This window comes from Marisediminicola antarctica (assembly GCF_009930795.1).
GTDB lineage: Bacteria > Actinomycetota > Actinomycetes > Actinomycetales > Microbacteriaceae > Marisediminicola > Marisediminicola antarctica.
This window is the reverse complement of the sequence record NZ_CP017146.1, coordinates 517840-544721: the sequence shown is the minus strand read 5'-3', so window position 1 is coordinate 544721 and position 26882 is coordinate 517840. Positions and strand designations below refer to the sequence as shown.

At 65.3% G+C, this 26882-nt stretch carries 26 protein-coding genes, 1 tRNA gene and 1 pseudogene; 7 read left to right on the top strand and 21 right to left on the bottom strand.

The features are described 5' to 3' along the window. Nucleotides 1-108: 108 nt before the first annotated feature. From BHD05_RS02630 to BHD05_RS02605, 6 genes are read right to left on the bottom strand one after another with little or no spacing between them, the layout of a single operon-like run. Complete coding sequence (locus tag BHD05_RS02630) at nucleotides 109-987, bottom strand: prenyltransferase (RefSeq protein WP_161885049.1); 879 nt, start codon at nucleotides 985-987, stop codon at nucleotides 109-111. Further along, entirely contained in the window at nucleotides 984-1508 is a 525-nt protein-coding gene (locus BHD05_RS02625) for a lycopene cyclase domain-containing protein (RefSeq protein WP_161885048.1), read from the bottom strand. Before BHD05_RS02625 ends, BHD05_RS02630 begins: the two co-directional genes overlap by 4 nt. Next, the gene (locus BHD05_RS02620; RefSeq protein WP_161885047.1) at nucleotides 1505-1858 is read right to left on the bottom strand and encodes a lycopene cyclase domain-containing protein; all 354 of its coding nucleotides are present in this window, start codon (nucleotides 1856-1858) and stop codon (nucleotides 1505-1507) included. The genes BHD05_RS02625 and BHD05_RS02620 overlap by 4 nt, the downstream gene beginning before the upstream one ends. Nucleotides 1859-1862: 4 nt before the next feature. Further along, a complete protein-coding gene (gene crtI, locus BHD05_RS02615) occupies nucleotides 1863-3464 on the bottom strand; it encodes a phytoene desaturase family protein (RefSeq protein WP_161885046.1) in 1602 nt (533 codons plus the stop codon). Further along, on the bottom strand, nucleotides 3461-4342 hold the full coding sequence (locus BHD05_RS02610) for a phytoene/squalene synthase family protein (protein WP_161885045.1): 882 nt from the start codon (nucleotides 4340-4342) through the stop codon (nucleotides 3461-3463). The genes crtI and BHD05_RS02610 overlap by 4 nt, the downstream gene beginning before the upstream one ends. Further along, complete coding sequence (locus tag BHD05_RS02605; RefSeq protein ID WP_236966620.1) at nucleotides 4339-5409, bottom strand: polyprenyl synthetase family protein; 1071 nt, start codon at nucleotides 5407-5409, stop codon at nucleotides 4339-4341. The genes BHD05_RS02610 and BHD05_RS02605 overlap by 4 nt, the downstream gene beginning before the upstream one ends. 22 nt (nucleotides 5410-5431) lie before the next feature. Between BHD05_RS02605 and idi the strand changes: the two genes are divergently transcribed. Continuing rightward, entirely contained in the window at nucleotides 5432-5977 is a 546-nt protein-coding gene (gene idi, locus BHD05_RS02600) for an isopentenyl-diphosphate Delta-isomerase (protein WP_161885044.1), read from the top strand. An 83-nt stretch (nucleotides 5978-6060) separates the two neighbouring features. Here idi and BHD05_RS15640 read toward each other — a convergent pair whose 3' ends face one another. Together BHD05_RS15640 and dcd are read right to left on the bottom strand one after the other, a co-directional pair. Then, nucleotides 6061-6855: a hypothetical protein gene (locus tag BHD05_RS15640; RefSeq protein WP_202614276.1), complete on the bottom strand. Its 795-nt coding sequence runs from the start codon at nucleotides 6853-6855 to the stop codon at nucleotides 6061-6063. A 151-nt stretch (nucleotides 6856-7006) separates the two neighbouring features. Next, nucleotides 7007-7609 carry a dCTP deaminase gene (dcd, locus tag BHD05_RS02595; RefSeq protein WP_161885043.1) on the bottom strand — a complete coding sequence of 201 codons (603 nt, stop codon included), beginning with the start codon at nucleotides 7607-7609 and terminating at the stop codon, nucleotides 7007-7009. A 348-nt stretch (nucleotides 7610-7957) separates the two neighbouring features. On the opposite strand from dcd, the gene BHD05_RS02590 reads away from it, so the two are divergent. The 3 genes and pseudogenes from BHD05_RS02590 to BHD05_RS02575 all read left to right on the top strand — a co-directional run bounded on the left by BHD05_RS02590 (nucleotide 7958) and on the right by BHD05_RS02575 (nucleotide 9643). Further along, nucleotides 7958-8866: a hypothetical protein gene (locus BHD05_RS02590; protein ID WP_161885042.1), complete on the top strand. Its 909-nt coding sequence runs from the start codon at nucleotides 7958-7960 to the stop codon at nucleotides 8864-8866. Nucleotides 8867-9051: 185 nt separating this feature from the next. Next, nucleotides 9052-9125, top strand: a tRNA-Gly gene (locus BHD05_RS02585). 34 nt (nucleotides 9126-9159) lie between these two features. Further along, a pseudogene (locus tag BHD05_RS02575) lies at nucleotides 9160-9643 on the top strand (low temperature requirement protein A). A 49-nt stretch (nucleotides 9644-9692) separates the two neighbouring features. Here BHD05_RS02575 and BHD05_RS02570 read toward each other — a convergent pair. The 8 genes from BHD05_RS02570 to BHD05_RS02535 form a co-directional block, all read right to left on the bottom strand. Continuing rightward, the gene (locus tag BHD05_RS02570; protein ID WP_161885039.1) at nucleotides 9693-11036 is read right to left on the bottom strand and encodes a glycoside hydrolase family 68 protein; all 1344 of its coding nucleotides are present in this window, start codon (nucleotides 11034-11036) and stop codon (nucleotides 9693-9695) included. Between the two features lie 228 nt (nucleotides 11037-11264). Continuing rightward, complete coding sequence (locus tag BHD05_RS02565; RefSeq protein WP_161885038.1) at nucleotides 11265-12200, bottom strand: carbohydrate kinase family protein; 936 nt, start codon at nucleotides 12198-12200, stop codon at nucleotides 11265-11267. After that, nucleotides 12197-13435, bottom strand: a complete 1239-nt coding sequence (locus BHD05_RS02560; protein ID WP_161885037.1) for a glycoside hydrolase family 32 protein — start codon at nucleotides 13433-13435, stop codon at nucleotides 12197-12199. Before BHD05_RS02560 ends, BHD05_RS02565 begins: the two co-directional genes overlap by 4 nt. Nucleotides 13436-13447: 12 nt before the next feature. After that, nucleotides 13448-14515 (bottom strand): LacI family DNA-binding transcriptional regulator, encoded by a 1068-nt coding sequence (locus BHD05_RS02555; protein ID WP_335920185.1) that lies wholly within the window; start codon nucleotides 14513-14515, stop codon nucleotides 13448-13450. Nucleotides 14516-14555: 40 nt separating this feature from the next. Beyond that, nucleotides 14556-15677, bottom strand: a complete 1122-nt coding sequence (locus BHD05_RS02550) for a glycoside hydrolase family 172 protein (protein ID WP_161885035.1) — start codon at nucleotides 15675-15677, stop codon at nucleotides 14556-14558. A 45-nt stretch (nucleotides 15678-15722) separates the two neighbouring features. Further along, nucleotides 15723-16562: a carbohydrate ABC transporter permease gene (locus tag BHD05_RS02545; RefSeq protein ID WP_161885034.1), complete on the bottom strand. Its 840-nt coding sequence runs from the start codon at nucleotides 16560-16562 to the stop codon at nucleotides 15723-15725. Beyond that, nucleotides 16559-17446: a carbohydrate ABC transporter permease gene (locus tag BHD05_RS02540; protein WP_161885033.1), complete on the bottom strand. Its 888-nt coding sequence runs from the start codon at nucleotides 17444-17446 to the stop codon at nucleotides 16559-16561. The genes BHD05_RS02545 and BHD05_RS02540 overlap by 4 nt, the downstream gene beginning before the upstream one ends. 73 nt (nucleotides 17447-17519) lie before the next feature. After that, complete coding sequence (locus tag BHD05_RS02535; RefSeq protein ID WP_236966618.1) at nucleotides 17520-18833, bottom strand: ABC transporter substrate-binding protein; 1314 nt, start codon at nucleotides 18831-18833, stop codon at nucleotides 17520-17522. A 259-nt stretch (nucleotides 18834-19092) separates the two neighbouring features. On the opposite strand from BHD05_RS02535, the gene BHD05_RS02530 reads away from it, so the two are divergent. Both BHD05_RS02530 and BHD05_RS02525 read left to right on the top strand, forming a co-directional pair. Continuing rightward, a complete protein-coding gene (locus BHD05_RS02530; RefSeq protein ID WP_161885032.1) occupies nucleotides 19093-19281 on the top strand; it encodes a hypothetical protein in 189 nt (62 codons plus the stop codon). Nucleotides 19282-19309: 28 nt separating this feature from the next. Next, entirely contained in the window at nucleotides 19310-20521 is a 1212-nt protein-coding gene (locus tag BHD05_RS02525; RefSeq protein WP_161885031.1) for a NosD domain-containing protein, read from the top strand. A gap of 56 nt (nucleotides 20522-20577) precedes the next feature. Here the strand turns inward: BHD05_RS02525 and BHD05_RS02520 are convergent, their stop codons facing one another. Both BHD05_RS02520 and arfB read right to left on the bottom strand, forming a co-directional pair. Then, nucleotides 20578-22656, bottom strand: a complete 2079-nt coding sequence (locus BHD05_RS02520) for a ricin-type beta-trefoil lectin domain protein (RefSeq protein WP_202614275.1) — start codon at nucleotides 22654-22656, stop codon at nucleotides 20578-20580. A gap of 337 nt (nucleotides 22657-22993) precedes the next feature. After that, the gene (gene arfB / locus BHD05_RS02515) at nucleotides 22994-23416 is read right to left on the bottom strand and encodes an alternative ribosome rescue aminoacyl-tRNA hydrolase ArfB (protein ID WP_161885029.1); all 423 of its coding nucleotides are present in this window, start codon (nucleotides 23414-23416) and stop codon (nucleotides 22994-22996) included. 131 nt (nucleotides 23417-23547) lie between these two features. Here arfB and BHD05_RS02510 point away from each other — a divergent pair, with 131 nt between their 5' ends. Beyond that, the gene (locus tag BHD05_RS02510; protein WP_161885028.1) at nucleotides 23548-24795 is read left to right on the top strand and encodes an NAD(P)/FAD-dependent oxidoreductase; all 1248 of its coding nucleotides are present in this window, start codon (nucleotides 23548-23550) and stop codon (nucleotides 24793-24795) included. A 24-nt stretch (nucleotides 24796-24819) separates the two neighbouring features. Here the strand turns inward: BHD05_RS02510 and BHD05_RS02505 are convergent, their stop codons facing one another. Genes BHD05_RS02505 through BHD05_RS02495 form a run of 3 tightly spaced genes read right to left on the bottom strand, consistent with a single transcriptional unit; the run spans nucleotide 24820 to nucleotide 26855 of the window. Beyond that, nucleotides 24820-25587, bottom strand: a complete 768-nt coding sequence (locus BHD05_RS02505; protein ID WP_161887310.1) for an SCO1664 family protein — start codon at nucleotides 25585-25587, stop codon at nucleotides 24820-24822. Continuing rightward, nucleotides 25587-26138, bottom strand: a complete 552-nt coding sequence (locus tag BHD05_RS02500) for a DUF3090 domain-containing protein (RefSeq protein ID WP_161885027.1) — start codon at nucleotides 26136-26138, stop codon at nucleotides 25587-25589. Before BHD05_RS02500 ends, BHD05_RS02505 begins: the two co-directional genes overlap by 1 nt. Before the next feature lie 9 nt (nucleotides 26139-26147). Further along, nucleotides 26148-26855, bottom strand: a complete 708-nt coding sequence (locus BHD05_RS02495) for a histidine phosphatase family protein (RefSeq protein ID WP_161885026.1) — start codon at nucleotides 26853-26855, stop codon at nucleotides 26148-26150. Nucleotides 26856-26882: the final 27 nt, after the last annotated feature.

Below are 26882 nucleotides of genomic sequence, written 5' to 3'. Positions count from 1 at the left end.
GTGACCGGTTGTGCGGTCGCCGTTCAGCCGCGTGGGTGCGATTACCACCACGCAACTGACGAGCACCCGCGCGAGTGACCGGCACGGCCAAAAGCCCGGCGAGTACCGCTACAGCGACACCCACGCGATCAGCAGCATCGTCACCACGAAGCCGCTCACGAAATTGAACCAGAGGAACCGCTTCCAGCCGCGGTTCGCGCTGCCGGCATCGGCATCCGCGATCGACCAGAACGGCAGAACGCTCAGCGCGTAAGGCACGGCGAGCACCGATGCGATCGCGCCCGGCAGGCCGAGCGTCAGCAGCAGGATGCCGGCGAGCACGTACGCGACGAACGCCAGCCGCACCGTCGCGCGGGCCCCGATCACTGTCGCGGTCGACGCAATGCCGCCCTCGCGATCCGCCACCACGTCCTGCACCGCACCGAACGCGTGCGACGCGATGCCCCAGAGGAAGAACGCGATCAGGATCGCGAGCAGCTGTGGGCTGAAGGTCGCCCCGGCGATCACCAGGCCGAACACTGCGGGCGAGACGAAGTGGGTACTCGAGGTGAGCGAGTCGAGGAACGGCCGCTCCTTGAACCGCAGCCGCGGCGCGGAGTAGGCGATGACCGCGAACACACTCACGGCGAGCACGAGCGCGGACACCGGCGAGCCGACAGCGAACAGATACACCAGAAACGGAATGTTTGTCGCAACCGCGGCGACCAGCGTCGCCCGATGCACCCGAGGATCGAGCAGCGCACCCTCAACTCCGCCCTTGCGCGGGTTGTGGAGGTCGGACTCGTAGTCGAACACGTCGTTGATTCCGTACATCGCGAGGTTGTACGGAATCAGGAAATAGATCGTGCCCAGCACGAGCAGCAGGTCGACCTCGCGCGTGGTCACGAAGTACGCCGCAGCAAAGGGGAATGCGGTGTTCACCCAGCTGAGCGGCCGCGACGACACGAACAGGCTCTTCAGCACGGTCGTTGTGCGAAGTGCGGTCATGCGTCACCTCCCGACGGCGAGGCCGACGGCGAGGCCGACGGCGAGGCCGACGGCGAATCAGTCCCGGCGGATGCCGAGCCCGACGACACCGGAAGCAGCGCCCACAGCGACGGTAGCAGCACCACCGCGGCCACCGTATAGGCGAAGTCCTCGAGCGGCGCGATGCCGATGAACGCGCCCGAGATGAGGGTCTCGTCGTAGCCGACGAGGCCGACACCGATCATGATGTTGTCGAACACCGCGGTCATCACCAGCAGCAGTGCCGCGGCGATCCCGACAGCGGGCCAGGAGACAGCGGGCCCGGCGACAGCGGGCCCGGCGACAATGCGCCCGGCGACGGCGGGCCCGGCGACAGCGGGCCCGGCGACAATGCGCCCGGCGACGGCTCCCCCAGCGCCGCCGCCCCCGGTACCCCGGGCCCCAGTACCGCGGGACCCCGACCGCCACGCGCGCAGGACCGCGAGCACGGCGACGACCGCGACGGCACCGAGGAAGAACACGTTGAGCGCCCAGTAGGTCACGACGCGGCTCCGCGCCGGTCGGCCGGCATCCGCGCTGGCATCCGCGCCAGCATCCGCCCCGCCGCCGCATACGCGTTCATCGTGAGGTAGCAGAGCAGGGCGAGGAAGAAGACCTCCTCGATCGGCAGCTCCGGCGCGATGACCAGCCCGGTCATGAACGAGGTCTCGCCACGGAAGAAGATGCCGAGCCCGATGCCGAGCAGGTCCCAGACCAGGAAGAACGCGACCCCGGCCACGAGCACGACGGCGGCCCGGCGCGCATCCGCCCAAAAGAACAGCCCGAAGCGGCGGTCGAGCACGACCATGCCGGTGAGGGCAATGGTGAGCGCGGCGAGGTAGAGGATTCCCACGCGGCTAGCGGAGGTCGGATGCCGGCGCCGGCGCCACGAGCGAGCTGACCAGGGGCTCGGGCAGCGGCTCCGTCGACACGTCGCCCCGCAGCCGCTTCAGCAGCACTTCGGAGCTGATCAGGCACATCGGCAGGCCGATGCCGGGAATCGTGGACCCGCCGACGAAGTAGAGACCGTCGACCTTCTTGCTCACGTTGCCGGCCCGGAACAGGGCACTCTGCTTGAGGGTGTGCGCGGGCCCGAGTAGGGTACCGCGCCACGAGTTGAGGTCGTCGGCGAAGTCACCGGGGCCCATCGTGCGACGCACGACGATGCGGTCGGCGAGATCGGGGATGCCGGCCCAGCTGGCGATCTGCTCGATCACGTGATCGGCGGCGGCCTCGATGCGCGGGTCGCCGTCTCCGTCGATCTCGCCGTGCCCAATCGTCGGGTCGGACGGGATCGGCACGAGCACGAAGAGGTTCTCGTAGCCGGGAGGGGCGACCGTCGGGTCGACGCCGCTCGGTTTGCAGACGTAGAGCGAGGCAGGGTTCGGGATCGAGGGGGTATCGCCGAAGATCGCGTCGAAGCCCTTCTTCCAGTCCTTCGTGAAGAGCAGGTTATGGTGCTCGAGCTCGGGCAGCCGGCCCTCGACACCCAGGTAGAGCAGCAGCGCGCCGGGGCCGGGGGTGCGCTTGTCCCAGTACTCCTGCGGGTAGGTCTGCAGCTCGCGGGGCAGCAGGGTGGTCTCGGTGTGGTGCAGGTCGGCGGCGGATACGACGATGTCCGCCTCGAGTGCCTGGGGTGCCCCCGCGGCATCCGTGTACTCGACGCCGGCGGCCGTCGGCTTGCCGGGCTGGGAGGTGTCGACCAGGATGCGGGTCACCCGCGCCCCCGTGATGATCGTCACGCCCTCCTCGCGGGTGAGCTCCTCGATGCTGTCGATGAGCTTGATCAGCCCGCCCATCGGGTAGAGCACGCCGTCGGCGAGGTCGAGATGGCTCATCAGGTGGTACATGCTCGGCGTGATGAAGGGCGAGGAGCCGAGGAACACGGCCGGGAAGCCCAGGATCTGCCGCAGACGGTCGTCCCTGACGGTCTTCGCGGCGAGCGTCGACAGCGGCTGCAGCAGCAGGCGGGCGAGCTTGCCGAGCCGGGAGAGCACGTCCCGCCGCAGCAGCGGCCGCAGGTCGGCGAAGCTCGTGTAGAGGAATCGCTTCTTGGCGATCTCGTAGGTGTCGTAGGCCGAGGCGAGGTACTTCTCCATGCGCACACGCGAACCGGGCTCGATCGCCTCGAAGATCTCGAGGTTCTTCTCCCGGTCAGAGGTGATGTCGATCGACTGCTGGCCCTCGAAGAGCACCCGGTAGCCGGGGTCGAGGGTGACGAGGTCGAGCTGCTCCGCCGCGCTCGTGCCGAGCAGCTTGTAGAAGTGGTCGAAGACCTCCGGCATGAGGTACCAGCTGGGGCCGAGGTCAAAGCGGAAGCCCTCGTGGTCCCACGATCCGGCGCGTCCTCCGACCTCGTCGCGGCCCTCGAGCAGGGTCACCTGGTGGCCCTCGCGCGCGAGTAGCGCCGCAGAGGCGAGGCCGCTGATCCCCCCGCCGATGACGATGATGCTGCTCATCTGGCAACCCTTTCGATTCGTGGCACTCGGCCCGATGCGGCCGTGGCCGCGATCCTCAGTTTCACCGGGTTCGGCACGCGCACCCGGGAGCGCACGAGCCGGTCGGCCGGTGTCGCTCGCAGTCTGGCAGACAGTTCCGCGAAAAGGCCTTGAGCCAGCGCTACCGCCCGACGCGACGATCTCGGCAGCATCGGGATCACGCTCGCCGAGACGGCCAGGTCGGCGTCGATGTCGTCGAGCAGGCGCACCTTGTCGGCCTCCGTGAACGAAGCAACGTCGACGCCGGGGAAGTAGCTGCGGCCGAGCTGCTCGAAGTCCGCGGCAAGGTCGCGCAGAAAGTTGACCTTCTGGAAAGCCGCGCCGAGCCGCCGCGCGCCCGTGACCATGGTGGCCTCGTCGTCGGCAGTCACGTTCACACCCACAAGGAAGGTCTTGAGGCACATGAGCCCCACAACCTCGGCTGATCCGTAGACGTAGGTCTCGAAGCTCGCCTGGTCGTGCTCGGTCGCACTGAGGTCGGCGCGCATCGACGCGAAGAACGGCGCGGTGAGCTCGGTGCCGAAGCCGGTGTCCCGCGCCGTCAGCGCGAAGGCGTGCACGACGAGGTTGGCGCTGTAGCCGGTGAGCATGGCCTCGTCGGTGTCGCGCTCGAGCTCGTCGAGGATGCGCGCGACGGTGCTGCGGTCGGCGCCCGCCGCATCCGCCGCCCCATCGACGATCTCGTCGGCGATCCGCACGAGGGCGTAGATGTTCTCGACGTGCTGGCGCACGGCCGGGCCGAGCAGCCGCGACGCGAGGCCGAACGAGGTGGAGTAGCGGCGGATGACGATGCCGGCGGTTTCCTCGGCGACGCGGTCGTAGAGCGAGTCGCGCGTCACTTGACCCTGCTCAAAACGCCCCTGGCGACGGATTCGAGCTCGGCCAGCATCGGCGCGGGGATCTCCGGGTCGTTGATCGTGATCAGCGCCCGCGCCACGTATTCGCGGGCGAGGCTCTCGGTGAACTCGCGGCTGCCGGACGCCTCGAGGGCGGAGCGGATGCGGGTGGCCTCGGCGAGGCTCAGGTCGGCCTTGCCGACGAGTGGGCGGATCTCGGCCCAGTGCTCGGTGGTCGTGGCGTGCGCGATGAGCACGGTGCGCTTGCCCTCGCGCAGGTCGCCGATGGTGGACTTGCCGGTCTGCTCCTCAAGGCCGAACACCCCGAGCAGGTCGTCGACGATCTGGTAGGCGATGCCGATCTCGCAGCCGTACCGGCCGAGACGGTCGACGACGCTCTGCGGGGCCCCGGCGAGCACCGCACCAGCCTGCAGTGGCGCCTCGAACGAGTACACCGCCGTCTTGAGCCGCTCCATTCTGAGCACCTCCTCGACCGACGGCATCGTCGCCGCGACAGAGAAGTCCACGTCGATGAGCTCGCCGGCGGCGGAGGCGAACAGGGCGTCGTCGAGGATCTCGAGCAGCAGCCCCCGGATGCCCGCGTCGACGCCGCTCAGGTCGATCAGCCGGTACGAGTTGAACAGCGCCAGGTCGCCCGCGATGACCGCCGCCGACATGCCCCGGTGCTCGGCGGTCGGGATCGGGATGCCCGCCGTTGTTGCGATGTCGCGGTAGCTGCCGGACACGTTGGGGATTCCACGGCGGCTGAAGTCCCGGTCGATGACATCGTCATGCACGATGAGGGCGGTGTGCAGCAGTTCGAACGCGGCGCCGACGTAGGCGGCGGCATCGGCATCCAGCCCGCCGAGGCCCTCGTACGCGGCCATGACCATGCGCGGTCGGAACCTCTTTCCGCCGGATGCGCTTGATTCGAGTTTCTTCCAGAGCCCCACATACTCGGCTCCGAATTTCGCGGCGCGGTTCTTGGATAGGCTGAAGAAACGATCGAGCACGGCGTCGACTTGGGCCTGCCTCTCCATCGAGAGGTCGTGCAGGCGCTGTGCGTTCACTCAATTAGGGTATCTGACCAGCATGACCGCAACGACAGAGTACGTAGTGCTGCTAGGCGACGACGGAACGCCGCTCGGAACCGCCGACAAGGCGACCGTGCACACGACCGACACTCCCCTGCACCTCGCCTTCTCCTGCCACGTCTTCGACGCGGACGGGCGGGTGCTCCTCACCCGCCGTGCGCTGTCGAAGCGCACGTGGCCCGGTGTCTGGACGAACTCCTTCTGCGGGCACCCGGCCCCCGGCGAGGCGCCCGAGGATGCCGTCGCCCGCCGCGCCCAGCACGAGCTCGGCATCACGATCTCGGCGGTGAGCCCGATGCTGCCCGACTTCCGGTATCGCGCGGTCGACGCATCCGGCATCGTCGAGAACGAAATCTGCCCGGTGTTCTCGGCCGTGACGACGGATACCGTGAACCCCAGCCCCGACGAGGTCACCGAGTGGGCGTGGCTGCGCCCGGACGAGCTGCGCGCTGCCGTCGAGGCCGCGCCGTTCGCCTTCAGCCCCTGGCTCGTGATGCAGCTGCAGGAGTGGCCGAAACCGGATGCGGCGCGCGACCTGCCTTAGCAGGGCGCGGCCCGTGAGGTTCTAACGGTCCTTGCTGCCGCGGGAAGTTCGGTGGAGGGGGTCTCAGCCTCCGGGGCCGACTCCTACTCGTCGGGCACCGTCTCGGCGGGGGCCTCGACCGGAGCGTCGCCGGAGCCGTTTGCCGGTTCGTCAGCGGGCTGGTCGGTCGCCTCGTCGTCGCTCTCTCCGGTGCTCTCGTCGGTGCCTTCGCCGGTGCTGTCGGACTCCTCCGCCTTTTCGGGCTTGTTGGGCTTATCGGACTTATCGGACTTATCGGACTTGTCGGGCTTGTCGGGCTTGTCCGCCTTTTCGGGCTTGTCCGGCTTTTCGGACTTGTCGGGCTTATCGGGCTTGTCCGCTTTGCCGGACTTGTCCGCTTTGCCGGGCTTGTCCGCTTTGGCGGCAATCACGGTGTCGCAATACGCGTCGATGCCACCTTCCACGCCATCGAAGGCCTTGTACGCGGTGGAGTTCTCGGAGAGTCCGCCGTTCGTGTACGCGGTGCAGAGACCGAACGCGGCGGAGCCGGTGACACCAGGGCCCTTGCCGTCGTCGTCGGAGGCGTCGTCGTCGGAGGCGTCGTCGGAGGCGGCGTCGTCGTCGGAGGCGTCGTCGGAGGCGGCGTCGTCGTTGGTGGCGTCGTCGTTGGTGGCGTCGTCGTCGGCATCCGCTTCGCTGTCCGTCGCGGCATCGAGCTCGTCGTCGACCGGCGCATCCGCGGGCTCAGGCGCACCCAGAACCACATGCGCGCTCTGCTGCAGCGGGTCAGGCAGGGCCCCTGCGAAGGCAGCCATCGCGGTGCCGCCCGTCGCGATCAGCGAGCCGATGAGCACGCCGAAGGCGAGCTTGCTCGTCACGAGCGAGTTGAGATCGGGCATGGCCCCTCCGATGCTTATCTCAGCAGGTGAGATTCGAGGGATCTGGCCGCTGACCTTGGTGTTTTCCGAGAGTATCCAACCTCGTGGCGCGCGGGAATGGCCCGCACACAGTTCGCGACAGGCTCAGTACCCCCAGTGCGGGGGACGCGGGTCAGTCGAGTCGGCTCTCGTCGCGGTCGAAGGTGTTGCTGCGGTGGAAGTTCTGGAACGACCTGGACGCCGTCGGGCCGCGCTGGCCCTGGTACCGCGAGCTGTACGCGGCGGAGCCGTAGGGGTGCTCGGCGGGCGAGCTCAGACGGATGAAGCACAGCTGTCCGATCTTCATCCCCGGCCACAGCTTGATCGGCAGGGTCGCGACGTTGCTGAGCTCGAGGGTGACGTGTCCGCTGAACCCGGGGTCGACGAAGCCTGCCGTCGAGTGCGTCAGCAGTCCGAGCCGGCCGAGCGAGCTCTTGCCCTCGAGGCGCGCGGCGAGGTCATCCGGCAGCGTCACCTGCTCGAAGGTCGAACCGAGCACGAATTCGCCCGGATGCAGAATGAACGGCTCATCCGGCTTCGCCTCGACGAGCCGGGTGAGGTCGGGCTGGTCCTCGGCAGGGTCGATGAAGGGGTACTTGTGGTTGTCGAAGAGCCGGAAGTAGCGGTCGAGGCGCACGTCGATGCTCGACGGCTGGATCATCTCGGGGGCGTACGGCTCGAGCGAGACCCGTCCCGAATCGAGTTCGGCCTTGATATCCCGGTCTGAGAGGAGCATGCGGCAATGGTACCGGGCGAGGACGGGGTGGGCTGGCGCGGGACGCCGTGAAGGGGGCCCGGCGGCGAGCGCACCCGCTCGCGCGGGTGTTGTTCGCTTGCGCTGGTGTCGTTCGCGTGCCCGCGGGCACGCCCGTCCGATTGCGCTAGTGCTGTTCGCTGGCGCGGGTGTAATCGCATGCACGCGACTGAACAACACCCGCGCGAGCGTCGCGCGAGCGCAACGCCACCACGCAGCAACCGCTTCGGTCACCGCATTCGCTCCTCCCCCGCTGCGGATGATTCGCGGAACACCACAGATCGCCTGCATCTCCACCGCGGCGGCCGGAGCACTACCACGCTCAGTGACGTGACCACCCTCCTCGATCCGCTCATCCTTGTTCAGCGCGACCGAATCGATCCGCGCAGCCTCGCCAGAGACGTCGACCGCGGCGCGCGCGTCCGTATCAAGCGCGGTGCCTACTACGACGCGGCAGTGTGGCAGGCGCTGACCGACCAGCAGCGCCACCGCATCCGAATCGAGGCATTCGCGTTCTCACATCACGGGTTGGTGTTCTCCCATTACTCGGCGGCAGTGCTTCACGGCATCCCGTTCATCGGGAGTGTTCCCGATCTGGTGCACGTGGTCGCCGATCGCGCCAACGGCGGTCGATCCGAGCCCGGACTACTTCGGCACTGCCTCGGCATCACTCCGGCCGAGCTCACCGAGGCGGGAGCCCTGCGCGTCGAGACCCCACTACGCACCGTCGTCGGTCTCTCACGGCTCCAGCCGTTCCGACTTGCGGTTGCCCCCGCCGATCACCTGCTGCACACAGCCTCGATCGAGGCGCTCAGGGCCGGCCTCGAGCTCGCCAATTTCGGGCGGGGCTTCGCTAAGGCACGGCGCGTCATCGAGTTCGCGAATGGTCTCGCTGCCAACCCGGGTGAATCCCTCAGCCGAGCGGTCATCCACGAGCTGGGGTTCCCCGCTCCGATGTTGCAGGTCGAGCATCTGACCGCGCTGGGACACCGGTATCTCACCGACTTCGAGTGGCCCGGCTGGCAGCTGGCCGGTGAGTTCGACGGCAAGGGCAAGTACCTGAAGCCCGAATACCTGGGACGGATGACGCCGGGCGAGGCGGTCGTGAAGGAAAAGCGACGCGAGGACGAGCTGCGAGCCGAGGGCCTGAACTTCGCCAGGTGGGACTGGGCCGACGCGCTGTCGGGGCACTTGCTGAGAGACATCCTCCTCAGGGCCGGACTACCCCGGCGCTCGTGAGCACTTTGCTTGCCCCGTTGGCACGCTCGCGGTCGTCGCCCGCGGTGAGAACACTTTCCGCGCGGGTATTGTTCGCTCCCGTGCATGCGATAGCCACCACGCGAGCGAACAGTGACCGCGCCACCGGTTCGCCCGCCCCGGAACCCGCGGGGTACGATGTGATTCGAGCCAGCTCAGCTGGCCGCGCGAGTGTAGTTCAGTGGCAGAACTTCAGCTTCCCAAGCTGATAGCGCGGGTTCGATTCCCGTCACTCGCTCCACTTCTCGCACAACATCATTGCCGTGCGCTACTGGATGCCGGTCATCAAGGCTACCCCGATCGAGAGCTGGCAAGTTCTTGGCGGGAACATGGCCGAACCTGCGGGGCTGTTCATGATCCTCGCCCTCGGCGAGTCGATCATTGTCACCGGAACACTGTTCAGCCGCAACGAGATCCCGCCATCGTCGGTGCTTGCTCTCCTCGCTGCGTTCGATCCTCTTCTGGTTGCTCTACTTCAGCCTCGGCGCTGAAAACGGCCACCGGTTCATCAACAGGTCCCAGCAGACCGGTCGAATCGCGCGGGTGACCTACACCTACATGCACATGCTGCTCGTGGGCGGGGTCGTGCTCGTCGCGGTCGGCGACGACCTCGTGCTCGCGAACCCCGATGACCCGCTCGACACGACGACCGAAGCGATCGATCGATCGATCGGTAGACCCTGGCTGCGCTCGCACCTGGTGGGCATGGCCGCACTCACGGCGCTGTTCCTCGCCCACGGTCTGTGGCGACGCTGCTGACCCTGGTGCCGGGCTGCTGCCCCGGCACCAGGGGAACCTCAGCGGCCGGTCACTTGATGAACGGCTGGTTGAAGATCGTGGCGATCTTCGTTCGGGCGTTGCCCTGGATGGCCAACTTGACCGTCGGAGCCAGCGTCCCCGCATACTCGCCCTGGACATTGTCCAAGAACGACTCAACGAAACCGCCGGGCATCACGTACCAGGAGTAGGCCTGGGTGTTGTTCTCCGGAGGGTTGGACAGCACGAGCCCGCTGCCGTTCAGCGGCTGGTAGTCGCTGCGCAGCGACGGGCCGACGAAGCCGATGAGGGAGTCGCTGCCGATGCCCTGAAGGTTGGGGGCAAAGGTGAACTTGTGGGTGATGGTCCACAGGTAGACGTCGCCGCCTCGGAAGGTGGCGTGCGGCCGCTCCAGCTGCTGGTTCACGCAGTTGGCGTTCATGATCGGCGCCAGCAGCTCGAACTCGCTCAGGCTGCCCCCCACGGAGGCCGCGAGACCGATGTTGCCGTTATAGTACTTCGCCTCAGGGTCGATCGGCGGGGAGTCGCCCTCGCCGATGTTCTCGGGCAGGCACTCGACGCTCTCACCGGGCGAGTTGCCCTCGAACAGCATGTACACCTCGCCGTCGTCGGGGTTGCGGAACACGAACGGGTCACGGAAGCCGTAGATGATCGGCCCGACCAGCGACTGCTCCAGGGTCTGGTAAAGCTCACCGTCGGCCTCGGCCAGCACCTTGTGCTCAGACCACCCGTCGAAGCTCACGCCGTCAGGGCCGGCGTTGATGTCGGCACTGGCCATGGCCAGCTTCTGCTCGAAGTAGGCGGGGGTGCCGTCGGCTGCCCCGTCTGCTCCGGATGCGGTGTAGTAGAACTGCACCCGGCCGTCGACCAGCACCGCCGAGCCTGCCCACTCCCGGAGTCCCGGCGGGTCCACTTCCTCAGGGAAGACGTCGCCCATGTACTGCCAGTCCTTGCCGTCGCGCGAGATGAAGTAGCCGATCTCGGCGGTCCAGTGCCTCTGGGGGAAGGCCAAGTCCCGGTCTGCGGTCAGCGAGAAGGCGATCTTCCAGCCGCTGACGTTCACCGTCTTTGTCGACAGGTCCGTGAGCGGCCAGGTGTCCCACACCCAGACCTCATCGGTCATTATCTCGACGGGCATCTCCTCGTACAGCGGGAGGGTGTTCTGATCCGTCAGCTCGATGTCGGCCACCTGGGCCCGGGTCCAGGTGTCGGTGTAGTCGCCGTCGATGGGGTAGCTCTGCTGTGACTGTTTGCCATTGTCACCTCCCTTCGCGTGGTCCGGCGGTGCCGCCGTCGCCGGTGCCGCACCGGCAAGGGCGAGCGCGGTGGCGCCCGCGACCAGCGCGGCGGTCACTCGTAATGGGGTTGTTTTCATGGGGTTCAACCTTTCACGTATTGCACTGAAATCGGTGTCCGCCGTTGGGGCCGCTACCCCGACCGCCGATGGGCGAACCGGTCACCAGCAGTGAACTCCGTGCACCGGCGAAGCGCGAGCCCATTGCGGAGCTACTCCACAATTCGATAGAATGCAACCACTTGCAGTAAACGCTGGGAGAGGTTTTCGTGCTGGCTCGGCCGCCAGCGGATCCGCGGCTTCAGCCCGTCACTCAGCGCTACTGAACCACTCGGCACTCAGCTCGTTTCGCAACGGCGGGTTTGCTCCTTCGCGTTGCGTCGATATCGCGGCACAGGCTACAGCGAACTGAATTACCTGCTCGTGGGCACGTGGGCCAATCTCGGTCAGGTGTGTCCGCTGAGCAGATCCGGTCAAACCAAGTTCAGTCACACCTGCGATCACGCCCGCCATGAACGAATCTCCTGCGCCGATGGTGTCTGTCACAACGACACTCGGAGCGGGAACGTACACGATCCCCGCCTGGGTAACCGAAACTGCCCCTGCCGCCCCCTTCGTGACCACGACCAGTGCTGGGCCCATCGTTGACCAGCGTCCCATGACGCTCGATTGGCTTTCGTTGGGATACAGCCATGCAATATCTTCGTCGCTGGCTTTGACCACGTCAGACATCGCTACAAATCGTTCAACTCGTTCAACTGCATGGTCACGGCGTCCCACAACGGCAGGCCGAATGTTCGGGTCGAAACAGATCGTACTTGTCGATCTCATGCGGCCGATAAGCGCTTCGACCGCCGATGCGCCTGGATCCAGGAGGGCTCCAATCGACCCCGCGTGAACCACATCAAAACGTCCCCGTGGCATCGCTTCTGGAGCAGGGCTCCACGTCACGGAGAAGTCGTATTCGGCGCCGCCGTCAGCACCGATGGTGGCGATAGCTCGCGATGTTGGTTGATCGTCCACCGACGAGGACGTCGTTTCGACGCCGTTGCTCTCAAGATGAGACGCCAGCACTCGGCCATATTCGTCGCGGCCGAATTGCGAGTGGAAGACACTTCGTACACCTAGCCGTTGCAGACCGATCGCGACGTTCATGGGGCTTCCACCCGGCAGTACGGCGGTGTCGATCGGTCCTGTGACGATGTCGACGAGTGCCTCACCCACCACCAACGCCGTCGCACTCATCGAACGAGCTCGAAAATCGTCGCAACGCCATCGAAGCTGAAACTGAGTGTGTTCGACTTCGGGGAGATCGACGCCGCGAGAACTCCCCGACTTGTAGAAATTTCTATCGTCGGCCCGTCGACGACGACGCGGACCTTCGTCGAATCGTGTGGCATGGTCCAGCTATATTCTCCGACGTGGAGCGTCACTGCGCCTGACTCCCCTGCCTGCACGGATGCCGCGCGCTCGCCTTCCGAGCAAACAACGAATTCACCGCCTGATTGCCAGTCACAGTCGATGGCAGGTCCGACGGTCTCGCCTTCACTGACCTCGCGACCTCGATACTTTTCGAGAGCTGCGTGCGGCGCGGCTTCCAACCGTCCATCCCTCAGAGTCAACGTATGGGGCACGCTGTGAGCGCTCTCCCAGCCCTCCGCGTGGTCTCCCACACCCCTGAGCCAGAAGGTGAGACAGGCCAGTCCGTCGCGATCGCGAAAGAATGACGGGGCGTAGTAGCTGTCGCCATAGCTCAGCCGGCCCCACGTGTCAGCCGTGAACTTTCCGTCGTGATAGCAGCCGAGTGCGTAGGCAACGTAGTGAAGCGTGTCGGCATCCCAGACAGAGGTGACCAACGCGTGGCGCCCACCGATCTCGAACACTTGGGGGCACTCCCACAGGCGTCCGGTCCACACCGGGTCAACGAGAGACGTCGACCTGCTGGCCGCAACACCCTCATACGCCCACGTGCTCAGATCCTCGGATTCGTAGGATGCTGCGGCGGCGGAGCCGTCCTCGAGCGCAGCGCCGACGAACATCCGCCAGTGCGACCCGTCCCGAAAGACGAAGGGGTCACGGAAGGCGACAGTGTGTAGCCCAGCCGGAACCTCGGCGACCACTGAGCCTTTCTTCCACTCGACCCAGTCCTCATCAACGGGAGTCGCGACCCGCACACGCCCACTACCTATGTCAGGCTCCGTGACCGAGGTGTAGAAGATTCTGGCACTGCCCGAATCGTCGGTGACGAGCGATCCACTCCAGATCCCGTCATCCCCATCGCCTGGCGCGATGGCTACGGGTAGATGTTCGAACGTGAACAGGTCAGGAGAGAGGGCGTGCCCCCAGTGGCAATTGGGCGCCCACTTCAGACTGTCGGGAACGTATTGATAGAAGAGGTGGTACTGGCCATCACGAAAGGTGATTCCGTGGGGATCGTTGATCCAGCCTGACGGAGCGGTGAAGTGGAACTGGGGGCGCATGCGTTCTGGCTTTCACAAATTGAGGTCGGTTGCGGAATTCGAAATAGATTTGACCAGCTGAGGTGGACCAACTGAGTGCCGCTCAACGACCGGACATTGCATGAGCGTGGGATGAGTCGACAGATACCAGGCGTCGCTGCTCCCCTGGATGAGTCGGGTCAGCGTCGCAACAGCCCACGCCCCCATCTCGTAGTGCGGGAGCGCCACCGTCGTGAGTGACGGATGGATGCTCTCCGCGATCGGAGCCTGGTCATCGAAGCCCACTATCGAGACGTCTCTGGGGATGTGAAGCCCGAGTTCAGCGGCCGCTCGGTAGGCTCCCATTGCCATGCGGTCGTTGTAGCAGAACACCGCCGTGGGCCGATCCCTCCGGGAGAGCAGTTCCAAAGTTGCTGCATAACCGCCCGAGGCTTCGGACAACCCGGAGACGATCAAGCTGTCGTCGCGCGCAATACCCGCCTGAGCGAGCGCCCGAAGATGTCCGATGAGCCGTCCCCTGGTCGCGGGCACATCCACGCTTGAGTTCGTAAACCCGATTCGTCGATGCCCAGCCGCAACGAGAAGTGCGGTCAGATTCGCCGCACCGGTCGCTTCGTCCGGAAGAACCGCGGGCACAAGGCCCTGAACGTCGACCGCACCGATGAGGACCGCCGGCACGGCCCGCAGCTCGACGGGAACCGACACCTCGCGGTGGAAGACGGTGGCGTAAATGATCCCGTCGGCATGGCGCTCAATCAGTTCGCGAGCGTCCGCGCGGCGAGCTGCAGCACCCGCATCCACATGCGAATTGATAATCGCCAACGTGAGGTTGTGGCTGCTCGCCTCCTCCTGAGCGCCGAGGATGATCCGGCCCGCGTGAGGAGTTGTAGCTATGTCCTCGGTGAGCAGGCCAATCATCCCCGAAGACCGCGTCCTCAACCCACGAGCCAGGCGATTCGGAGAGTACCCCAACTCTGAAGCCGCGTCGCGCACTCGCTCGCGGGTGGACTCGCTTGTTCGGGTGTTCGGGGTCTCATTGAGCACATGGGAGACGGTCGTGATCGAAACGCCTGCCGCCTTCGCGACATCACGAATTCCCACGCTCTTCACGACCGCCTCCTTCTGCTCGGCATGGTAAGACCTACTCGTCCCAGAGCCCGTGCTCGGGCCAGCGACGAGGCAAGCGCTCGGCGACCGGTGCGAGATCTGCGTGCTCCGCGTGGGCATCGACCTGATACCAATACGCGACGCTCGAATAGTCGTTGCCCTGGTCGTTGGCATGCCCGTGCTCGATCGAGACGCGAAGGCTCTTCTCGAAACGTACCGGATCCTCAATGTGCCAGCGGAACATACTCCAGAGCCCGAAGTGCTCCTGCGGGCTCGCCCCGAGCGTTATCCCGTGGTACGGCCCGGAATACTCGCCGCTGGGGAATCCCCAGGCCGCGCCAAAGTAGTCTTCCGTGCCGGTTCCGTGGAGCGACGGCGGCCAGACTTCTCCGTCGATAAAGAACATGTCGTCGCCCTCGCCCGGCCAGGTGAAGACCTGGTTGCCCGCATCGAAGTTGTCGATGCTGAGTACGCAGCCGACGTAGTGGCCCTTGCCCACGGCATCGAGGATGACGTAGTTGTCGTCACCGGTCAGGTTCGTTCCGGGGAGATCCCACGGGGCGGGATCCTCCTCGTCCGAGGTGTGGATGACTTTCTGCGTGGGCTTCTCCTGGCGGTAGTACGCATGGAAGCGTCCGACATCATCCGGCAGCGGTTCATCCGTCAGTTCATAGTCCACGTAGTAGAACAGGTTCTGAATCGGCTGGTCGCTCTCGTTGATGATCTGGATCTTTGCGGACGACCCGAAGGGCATCGGGAAGTACGAGTTCATCGCCGCTGCGAACGGACCCTTCGGGCCCCGGCGCGGACCGAAGATCGCGTTCAGCGGCAACGAGATGAAGTGCTTCGCGACGGCGTGACCGACCCCGAAAAAGTCGCCGAGCGGCGCTCTGACGCTGGGGTTCTCTTCGCCGTCCCAGTACATCTCGATGATGAGCTTGCGCAGGTACTTCTCCGAATAGCAGCGGGTCGTGAGCCAGATGTGCTCGATCCGACCGGTCCCCGTGATGTCGGCGATCACGAACGTCTCTCCGGGCGGCACGATCTTGAAGTCGCGGTTGCCACCGGTCTGATCCCAGCTGGACTCCCGCTTCGATCGTCCGGACTTCACGTGCGCCAGCCCGCCAAGTGGGCTGTTAGGTTGCCAGAACTCCATGTTTTTTCTTTCTCTTGATGGTTGTGAACAAGACGGGTCGGGCACTCAGCCCTTGACCGCGCCCAAAGTCAGGCCGGCGACAATGTGCCTCTGGAGTGCGAGCGTGAGCAGGATGACGGGGATCGAGTAGATCGCGGCGAGCGCGGTCATGCCTCCCCAGTCCAGCCCGAACTGTGTTTGGAAGTTCGCTATGACGATCGGCGTGGTCTGCGCTCGCACCGAGGTGAGCAGGAGGGAGAAGAGGAATTCGTTCCAGGACGCAAGGAAGGCGAAGATCGCTGTGACAGCCAGCCCACCTGACACCACGGGAAGGACCACTCGCCACAGCGCTCCCAGACGCGACGCGCCATCGACCTTGGCCGCCTCCTCGAGTTCATCCGGAACTGCCTCGAAGAAACTCGCCATCAACCAGATGGAGAGAGGGAGGGAGATCGTCGTGTGCGCGATAGCCAGCGCAAGCGAGGTATCGCTTATCCCGAGGGTGCGCATCGTCTCGACGAGCGGCGCACCAATCGCAATTGTCGGCACCATGCGCGTGACGAGGGCCGCGACAACGAATACCTGCCCGGGCACGGTCTTGTAGCGGGTGATCGCGTAGGCCGCGGGCACGGCAAGCACGAGCGAGAAACCGGTGCTCAAGACGGCAGTTACGACGCTGTTGACGAGTGCCGGGATGACCCCGTCTTTGCTGAGCGCGGTCACGTAGTTCTCGAGCGTCCACTCCGAGGGGAAGACGGTTGGCGGCACCGCGATGGCATCCAGCGGCGTCTTGAACGAGGTCAGCGTCAGGTACAGAAACGGAAACCCGTAGGCGACCAGAACAACCGCAAGGGCAATCCAGAGAAAAATCCGCGATGATCGTCGGTTGGTTTCGAGGCCGATCACTTGTCACTCCCTGGTCGCCAGATGGCATAGATGGCGAACGTCGCCACGATCAGCATCGCTATGAGGAACATGGTGCCCATGGCGCTCGCGAGCCCCGGATCGCCATATCTGGTCATGGTGCGGTAGATGAGAAGACTCAACGTCGTTGTGCTTTCCTGAGGTCCGCCATTGGTCTGAATGAGGATGATGTCGAAGGCGCGAGCCGCATCGATACCGCGAACAATGAGCGCGACCGCGATCACCGGTCGGAGCAACGGGATGATGATCCGGAACAACAGCGTGTGAAACCGGGCGCCGTCCAATTTGGCCGCTTCGATGATGTCTCCGGGCACATTCTGCAGGCCTGCGAAGAGCACAAGGGTGATGAATGAGGTCGTCAGCCACACGTCGGGAAGGGCAACCGCGAACAGTGCGATGTCCGGGTCGCTGAGCCACCCGATGTCGCTCGCCTGGTTCAGGATGCCCGCATTCTGGAGCAGCTCGTTGACGATCCCGAAGTTGTCGATGAGGAGGAAGCGCCAGAGAAGACCGGCAACGACCGGCGCAATCATAAGCGGGTACATGAAGAGGGTGCGGAAGACGGCGGAGCGTTCGCCGAGCGACGCGAAGATTAGAGCGATAGCCAGACCGAAGGCGAATTCGAGAGACACGACAATGACGGTGTAGAGCAGGGTTCGTGCCGACGCCCCTTGGAACGCCGGCGACGCCAGCGCGTCGGCGAAGTTGTCGAAACCCACGAACTCGCGGGGGCCGCCAGCCATCGGCGAGATCTCGAAAAAGCTGTTCGACACGAAGCGAATGAGCGGCCAGAGAACGAATGCCGCGAGGAAAGCAGCGGCTGGAGCCATAAGCCATAAGGCGAAACGGCGGTCGGAAGTGCGCACGAGGAGAGGTTCCTTTGCGTTCGAAGTGGGGTGGCCGACCTCCACGAAGGTCGGCCACCCGGTGACGGGGGAACTACTTGATGATCGCTTCGATCTGCGACTTGGCATCCTCCAGGAGCGCCGCATTGTCAGCACCCGGCTCCACAGCCTTCTGCAGCATGGGGGTGAGGACGGTGTTCACGATCTCCTGCCACTTCGGCGAAGCAGGTCGCGCGAACGTTGCCGGCGAGTTGAGCGTCTCGAGGATGGCGGGGTAGTTCTCGCGGCCCGCGACATCCTTCTGCGATTCGAATGCCGAAATGCGAGACACAAGCCCGAGCGAGGTATCGATCGAGAGCTCGTTGTGTTCGAAGGCGAAGGCGATGAAGTCTTTCGCCTCGTCCTGCTTTTCTGTTGCGGTCGGCACCGAGAGGTACCACGCACCGGGAACTCCTGCCACGCCTCCTGGGCCACCGATCATGGGTGCCGCGCCGATGTTGCCAGCGACCGCCGCATCCTCGGGAGTCTGCGTGTAGGCGTGACCCCAGAAGCGCATCATCGCGAGTTGTCCCTGGTAGAAGAGGTTCTGCGAACCGGCCCAGTCGAGCTGAGAAGCTCCGGCGGGCGCATAGGGAAGCAAGCTCGTGTAGAAGTCCAGCGCTTCGAGGTGCTCGGCACTGTCGATCGTGACTTCGCCCGTTGCCGGGTCCAGGATCATCTGCTCTTCGCCGGCCTGCGAGACTGTCGCGAGCCATTCGGTCTCGACCGCGCCCTTGACGTCGGTGCCGTAGAGGTCGATTTCGCCGTCTCCGTCGGTATCGCGAGTGAAGAACTTCGCGACGTCGGTGTACTGCTCCCACGTCGTGGGCGGAGCGAGCGGGTAGCCGAACTCGGTCTCGAAGTCCGACATGTTGGTCGGGTCTTCGAAGAGGTCCGTGCGGTAGTAGAGGATCTCTGAGTTCGTGAAGATGGGCATGCCGACGTAGGTGTCGTCGATCTGCGCTTCTGCGACGAGGCCCGGGAACAGATCGGACTTCACCTCTTCAGTGAACAGGTCGTCGAGGGGAGCGACGCCGTCGGCGAATGCGGTCAACCAGATGGCGTCAAGAGCGGCGATATCGAACGACACAGCCCCGGATGACAGCTCGGTTTGGATGCGGTCGTACAGACCGTCGTAGGGAAGCTCGACGAGCTTGATTTCGGTGCCCGTCTCCTCCGTGTAGAGGTCGGCGATGGGCTGGAGCTCGGCGAGCCCGCCGCCTTCGACGAGGACGGTGAGTTCGGTAGCTCCACTTGCGCCGGTGCCGCCTCCGCCCGCACCACAACCGGTGAGTGCTAGTGCTGCGACAGAAATGAGGGCCGTGCCAGCGATCGCAGCGCGTCTGCTGCGTAGGTTGCGAGGCATCATTACTTCGACTCCGTTCTTTGTAGCAGCTCTGCTACGGACTGTGATTGTGATCACCGTATAGGTGGTCAAACGTTTTGACAAAACGTCTTGGCATGAGTTTCCGTGTTCTGCCGCCCAGGAGTCAATGCCAAAAATTGCCAAACAGCCCACGCCGCCCACCAGCTATTGACCTGGTTGAGCAGTCCACTCTAAGTTGAGGCGTGGCGGCGCTGCCAAATCCTTTTGCCAACGCTGCAGTCACTGGCCAGGGAGATCACGCATGAGCAACACCAACGTCTCACGCCGCGCCTTCCTCGGCGCCGCCCTCGGTTCGGTGGTCGCCGCGGAGGTGGCGGGACTTGGCGCTCACCCCGAGTCGGCGGTTGCCGCACCGTCGACTCCGCCGGCCGCGGCGGCGGCCACCGCCACGCCGGCTCGCGCTCATCGAACGCTCGTCGGCGTTCTCTGAGCCCCGGCATTCTCAGAAGGAGGAATCAATGCCCTCGACGATCTACGACGTCACGACCTGGACGATACCGAGCAGCCCAGACACGACCGCCTTTACCGACATCGGCGCGATCATCAACAGCATCATCGCCGATATCAAGATCAACCAGCCAAGCCAGGCATCGAAGCCCGGAGCTGTCGTCTACATCCCGCCCGGGGACTACTCACTCAAGACACGGGTCGTCGTCGACATCAGCTACCTGCAGATCAAGGGATCCGGTCACGGATTCACCTCGTCGAGCATCCGCTACAACGCCGGCAGCACGGCAACCTGGCACGAAGTCTGGCCCGGAGGCAGCCGCATCCGCGTGGAAAACACCGATGGCAATGCCGAGGCGTTCCTCATCAATCGCGGGGGCAGCCCTCGTCTCTCGTCCATCGAGTTCCTCGACTTCTGTCTCGACGGCGTCTCGTTCACCCCGAACCAGAACAGCTACCTCAACGGCAAAATCGGAATTCGGTCGACGAGCGACACCGACTCGCTTCGCATCACCGGAATGGGGATGGTCTACCTCCAGCGCGGGATCGTCATCACCGGCGCCGACGCGCTCTCGGTGACGAACAACTTCATCGCGGAGTGCGGCAGTTGCATCGAGCTCGTCGGATCGGGCCAGGCATGCGTGGTCAACGACAACCTCATCGGCGCTGGCCCGCTCGGTTTCTCGATCTTTGCCGAGAACCACTTCGGGCTGCTCATCTCGGGCAACAACGTATTTCCGCGCGGCAAGAGCATGGTGCACCTCAAAGCGTGTACAAACTCAACGGTCACGGCTAACCGGCTACACAACTTCTACCCCGGAATGATCGTGCTCGAAGCGGCGTGTGCGAACAACCTCGTCGCCTCGAACCACTTCTTGCGCCAGCGGGAATCCTTCCCGCCATTCCACGGAGTCTCAAACGGCTGGGATGACCTGTACGGCCTCGTGCACGTCAACGGCTCCGGCAACACCGTCGTGTCGAATCACTTCTCGTTCGATGTTCCCCCGTCCAGCATCACGCCGTCGGGAGCGACCCCCACGATCGTGCTCGTGAAGTCGGGTGCGAACAACTACATCGCGACGAACCACACGATCGCAAACGCCGCCGTCAAGACCGTCGTGCTCGACGGCAGCACGACGAATACAAAGGTGTTGGATTGCGGAACGAACGGGGAGTTCAATCCCCTTGCCGGCGCGACCTTCGGGTTTCGCGCAACTCCCTAACCCAGCCCACAGGAGCACGTGGAGCGGGGTTGGGTGGTTCAGCCCGGCAACTTTGCCTACGCTGGTCCGGCCCAGGTCTGGTTGGGGCCGCCGACGCAGGTCCAGGTGATCAGTTGCCGTCCGTTGGTCGTGATTCCCGCATCCAAGTCGAGGCATCTGCCCGAGGCGAGATTCGTGAACGAACCGTCGGAGTTGCGGCTCCACACCTGGTTGAGGCCGCCGTCGCAGGCCGCGACACTGACGAAAGTGCCGTTGGCGGTCGCCCCTGACGGCAATTGCAAGCACGTCGCGCCCGAAACGAGGGTGCCGTTGACCGTGAGGCGCCAGTTCTGGTTCGAATTGCCGAGGCAGTCCCAGATCTGGGCTTTGCCGGTCGCGACATCACGATCAACGCACTTGGATGACGTGCTCCACGAGATCTGACCGACCGGCGCCGTGTAGGCGGGCGCGAGCCAGCTCTGGTTTGCTGTGCCGACGCAATCAAAGATCTGCAGCTGGTTGCCGTTCGTCCAGTTTGCTGCCGGGATATCGAGGCAGCGGCCGGATTGTTCGTTGACGAGTGATCCGAAGTTTCCTTGCCTCCACTTCTGATGCGGGCTCCCGGTGCACGTGGCAATCGTGACAGGCGTCATGTTGGCTGTCACGCCGGCTGGCGTCTGCAGGCACGCTCCTCCAGTTGTCAGAGCGCCGAAACCGTCGAGCGCCCAGGTCTGATTCGGGTTGGCCAAGCAATCCCAGATCTGCGCCTTGCCGGTCGCGACATCGCGATCAACACACATGTCCTGGCGGGTTGTCGACACGATTCCGCCGTTGAGCCCGGTTCCTCCAGCCGCCGTTACCCACGTCGATCCGAGCGGCGAAAAACTTAGGGAGCGCAGCGTCACCGACCCGCCCGTCGCGAAGAGCTTGATGCCCTGGCTCGAGGACGCCGAGTTGAAGTTGACGTTGTCACTCACGACCGTCTTGCCGCCGTTGCCGAAGATCTCGAGTTGCCCACGGTCGACGATGATTCTCATCGTCACCGAATTGTTGATGGGCGGCATCGGGATTCCATAGAGCGATTGAGCCGAGCGGTTGTAGGCGACGGTTCGGTCGCTTGAGCCATCCGAGCGTGCGTGCAACCGGAATCCGAACTCGTTTGCCGTGGCTCCCGCCACATCGAAGACGGCCGTCAGTTCGTAGGTATCGGCGTTGATCCCAAGGAGCGGGTCGGATGCCGCGCTCGTCGTGATCGTTCGACTCCCCCAGGACTGGGTCGAGGTGCGGATCGTCGAGATCTCAGAGATCGGATTGCGTGTGATGCGGATTCCCTCGGGATACGTTTTCAGGCCGAGCTCGACGGGCAGTGAAGCATTGCCCGTCCAGGTCACGCCCGCGTTGCTCGGTTGCCAACCCAGCTGCACGACGCGACCGGAGGGCAGCTGGTTGAACGTAAGTGGCGCGTACCAGGTGGATGGCGCGAATGCGGCGCTCGACAGGCCCCACTCCATCCGTTGCGGAGCTGCCCAATCGGAGACAAAGACACCGTTGGCATTGAGGGACCCGATGACATATTCGCCGCTCGCATCCTGGAGCACCCACTTCGTGGCGGCCGAGTTGCCGTCGACGGGAAGCTGGTAGAGGTCGGGGCACTCGACGAACCAATTCGCGGCATACTCGCCGCGGTAGGTCCAGCTCAGCAGATTCGTCGAGGTGTAGAAAACGGCGCCTGTGCCGGCCTTGAAGATCGACATGATCCAGCGATTGGTCGCCGGATCCCACTGTACCTTCGGGTCGCGGCTTTCGGTTGCGATCGTGATGACTTTCGTGCCGCCGTTGTAATTCTGGAAGGTCTCTGCTCCGTCGACCGAGTACGCAATGCTGACGCCCTCGGTGCCGGTGAAGAGCAGGATCGGGTCGTGCGTTCCAGTCTTGAGCCCGGTGACGTTGTTGGCGTCGACCCAGCCCGCTCCGCTCCACAGATTGCCCGGGTGCACACCCGGCTCGAGGGCAATTGGCTTTTGTATCCAGTGCAGCATGTCGGTGCTCGTCGCGTGTCCCCAGTGCATGGCGTCCCACGCGAGACCGTGCGGGTTGTGCTGGTAGAAGAGGTGGTAGACACCCCGGTAGTACAACGGAGCATTGATGTCGTTCATCCACCCCGATTGCGGGCTGAAGTGAAACTGGCCTCGGAAATCTTCTGTGTAATTCGTCGCGGCATAGGGATACTCGGCGTAGTCGGCCGGAGTGCCGGCGTAAGCGGGATCCCCGGGCGCCGCGACCGTGGTCCCTACCAAACCCAGCACGAGGACGACCGCTGCTGCGCTGGCTCCCCATCGAATTCGCCGCGTTCTCGAATGCATGAGTGTCTACTCCCGTGTAGGCGCATGCAGTTGCACGCTTCGCCAAGTATGCGCAGCGTGTTTCGCAACACCTATGCAAAAATCCAGCCAAACGGACGCGCGCGCTGCTCGACCAGCTGAGCGCGACGAGCTACTCGGCGGGCGGGCGCCGACGGGTCTGTTTCGTCACCGCCCGCTGTCCCTTGGCGGCGAGCCGCCTCCGATTCGAACCACGCGTCGGTGTGGTCGGTCGGCGCGGAGCGGCATCCGGGGCGAGTCCCGCGGCGACGAGGTCGGCAAGTTTCGCCAGCGCGATCTCGCGGTTGCGCAGCTGGGAGCGCTGCTCGGAGGCGCTCACGGTGACCACCCCGTCAACGAGGCGGCGGGCGAGCCGGCCGAGGAGCAGCATCCGCTCGCTCTCGGAGAGCACGGCCGAGTCGGCGACGCTCCAGGAGAGTTCGACCCGGGTGTCCGAGGTGTTCACGTGCTGACCGCCCGGCCCGGACGACCGCGAGAACCGCCAGCCCAGTTCCGCCGCGGGAATCGTCAGCGAGGGCGACACCTCGAGATCCATGATCCACGCTCCCTCGGCAGTGCGACAGCCTCGACGGCACTGAGCGCTGCGGCGAGGGTGCCGTCGAGTTTACTCATCGTCCGGGGACTCCCACCCACCACGCCTCACTGGTTGCGAACTAGGGTCGAGGAATGACTGATTCCCCTCAGGACCACGCTTGGGTGACGAAAACCAGCACGGCCATCGAGCACCACCGCGTGGTGATCATCGGTGGGGGAAACGCCGGGCTCTCGGTCGCAGGCCGCCTGCGCCGCTCCGGGGTCGATGACGTCGTGGTGGTCGAGCCGCGAGACCACCACCTGTACCAGCCGATGTTCTCGCACATCGCCGGTGGAACCGCGCGGGCCGGGATGGCCGTCCGGCCCCAGGCTTCGGTGATGCCGAGGGGTGTGCGGTGGATCCGGGACCGCGTCGTCGATGTCGTGCCGGAGGCCAGCACCGTGACTCTCGCGTCGGGCCGCCGCATCACCTTCGACCAGGTGGTGGTGTGCCCGGGAATCCAAAGGGACTGGGACCGCGTGCCGGGCCTGACCGAGGCGATGGACTCGCCCGTTGGCGCGTCCAACTACGAGTTCGACCTCGCGAGAAAGGCCTCCCGGCTGCTGCGGGATGTCAGACAGGGCACCGTGGTCTTCACTCAGCCAGCCGGACCGGCGACCTGCGCGGGTGCCGCACAGAAGCCGATGTATCTTGCGTGCGACTACTGGCGGGCGACCGGGGTACTGAAGCACATCCGAGTGGTGATGCTCGTGCCCGACAAAACCGTCTTCGGCATCCCCGCGATCGACCGCGAACTCGAGCGGAAGATCGCGCAGTATGGAATCGAGCTGAGGTGCGAGACCGAACTGCTCGAGGTGGATGCCGAGAATCTCACGGTCACCATCGGCCGGGCGGCCGGGGTCGAGACCGAGAGCATCGTGTATGACGTGCTCCACGCGGTGCCGCCGCAGTCTGCACCCGACTGGCTGAAGGCCACCAGCCTGTCGGCGCCGGGCACTCCCGGAGGCTTCGTCGACGTCGACCCGCGGACCCTCCGCCACCTCAGGTACCCGAACGTGTGGTCGCTCGGTGATGCCGCTGCAACCACGAACTCCAAGTCAGGCGGAGCACTGCGCGAGCAAAGCCTCGTGTTGTCGAAGAATCTGGCCGCCGCCATCAACGGCGACGCGCCTTCGGAGACCTACAGCGGCTATTCGGTGTGCCCGTTCACCGTCTCGCGTTCGACAGTCGTCTTCGCCGAGTTCGACGACGAGTACAGCCAAAAGCCGACGGTTCCTTTCTGGAAGGGCCTCGCGCGGGAGCGGCGTCTCACCTGGGTTCTCGACCGCCACATTCTGCCCTGGGTGTACTGGCACCTGATCCTCAAGGGTCGCGCCTGATCGCTCGCCCGACCGCGCGTGATGCTAGAACAGCGGCCAGGGCACCGCGGGCATGGCGCCCCGCGGGGCGGGAAACAGGCCAGTGGACTGCAGCCGGTCGCAGCGTTCGACGAGCGCCGCGATCTCGTGACTGCCGAGCAGCCCGGCGAGCGTATCGCCGAGCGCGCCGTCGAGGTCGGCGCGAACCCGATCGATCCCGTCGAGCTCGTCGGCGGTGAGCGGTTCTCCCAGCCACCCCCAGAGCACCGTGCGCAGCTTGTGCTGTGAATGGAAGGTGATTCCGTGGTCGACTCCGTGGCGATGGCCATCCGCCATCGCGAGCACGTGTGCGCCCTTGCGATCGGCGTTATTGACGACGATGTCGAATACGGCCATTCGACGCAGCGCCGCGGAGTCCTCGTGGATGAGCGCCACCGCCCGGTCGCGCTCATCGGTGCCGTCGAAGACGTGACGCCATCCCTCGTCGGGCACGTCCTCCGCCGCGACCAGGTCGACGGCGCTCTGATCGGGGTCCACGTTCTGCCAGAGTTGCACCATCCCGGGGCCGAGGGGGCCCTCGCGCAGCCAGGTGCGCGGCACCACATTCCAGTCGAACGACTCCGAGACCAGGTACGCCGCGACCTCCCGGCTGGCGAGATTGCCGTCGGGGAAATCCCAGAGCGGATGCTCGCCGGCGATGGGCTTGTAGACGACCGGCACCCCGTCGAGCTGGGCGAGGAAGGTCGCATTCGAGGCCGTCGTGATCCGACCGGTGAGCGCGAGCTCACCGTCGCCGTCGGTGGCCTCCGGCATCACCAGGGCGAGTCGGGGAGGGTACAGGAGTGCCCGTCCGCGTCCACGGGATTCGCGCAGAGTGGGCACAGCGGCCGACCGGCCCCCACCACCTCTCGGGTGCGCTTCGCGAATGCTCTGGCGGTGCCGACGGGCATCCGAACCAGCAGCATCTCCGTCGGTTCCATAACGACCATCTCCGGATCGTCGTTGTCGTCCAGCACGACCGGGTAGGCCTCGATCACGACCTGCGCCGTCGTGGGATCCCAGCCCAGGCTCATCGCCCCGGCCCGGAATTCCTCCTCGACTGGCTGCTCGAGCGGGTCGTTGTCGACGAGCTCGATGGGGGTGTTGGTCGGGATGCTGAACGGGTTGCCCTCGCCCGTCATCAGCTGGTCGAGGATCTCGTCGATCTTCTCGGCGAGCAGGGCCGATTGCTGCTTCTCCAGCCCGACGCTGACGATCTTCGCTCCGCTGCGCACCTGGAAGTAGAACGTGCGGGATCCGGGGGTGCCGACAGTGCCGACAACGACGCGGTCGGGCCAGGCGAACTCATGGAGGATTGTGGGCATGCCGGTATTTTACGAGCGCGCGGGCTGAGGCGCCTGAGTGCCGGCCCCGCCACCGACCGGCGCGTCGGCCGCGGGGGTGCTGGCGGCCAGCCAGGAGAGGTCGCCCGCATCGGTGTTGGCGGCATGCACGCTCGGGCGGCTGGTCCCGTAGCGCACGATCGAGACCGACGCGGGACCGACGTTGATGCGCTGAAAGAGGTCGAGGTGCATGCCGAGCGCGTCGGCCAGAATCGACTTGATGATGTCGCCATGGCTCACCGCCACCCACACCGCGCCCGGGCCGTGCTCCGCCTCGAATGCCGCGTCGTGACGCCGGATCGCGGCCACCGCACGCGATTGCATCGCCGCGAGCGACTCTCCGCCCGGGAACACCGCGGCTGACGGCTGCGCCTGCACCACCGACCACAGGGGCTCCTTGGCCAGCTCGCTGAGGGCTCGCCCCTGCCACTGCCCGTAATCGCACTCGGTGATGTCCTCGTCGACCGGAGCGGCCGGCGAGCCGGTCTGGTGGTCGAGGATGAGCTGTGACGTCTGCCGGCAGCGTTCGAGGGGGCTCGAGACCACCCCGACCAGCGGCACCACGGCCAGCCGTTCGCCCGTGAGGGCCGCTTGGGCGCGCCCGATGTCGTCGAGCAGCACCCCGGGGGTGCGCCCCGCCAGCGTGCCGTCGGCATTCGCGGTGGTGCGCCCGTGCCGCACGAGGATTACTGTGGCCATGCCGACCAGCCTAGACACTCGGTCCCG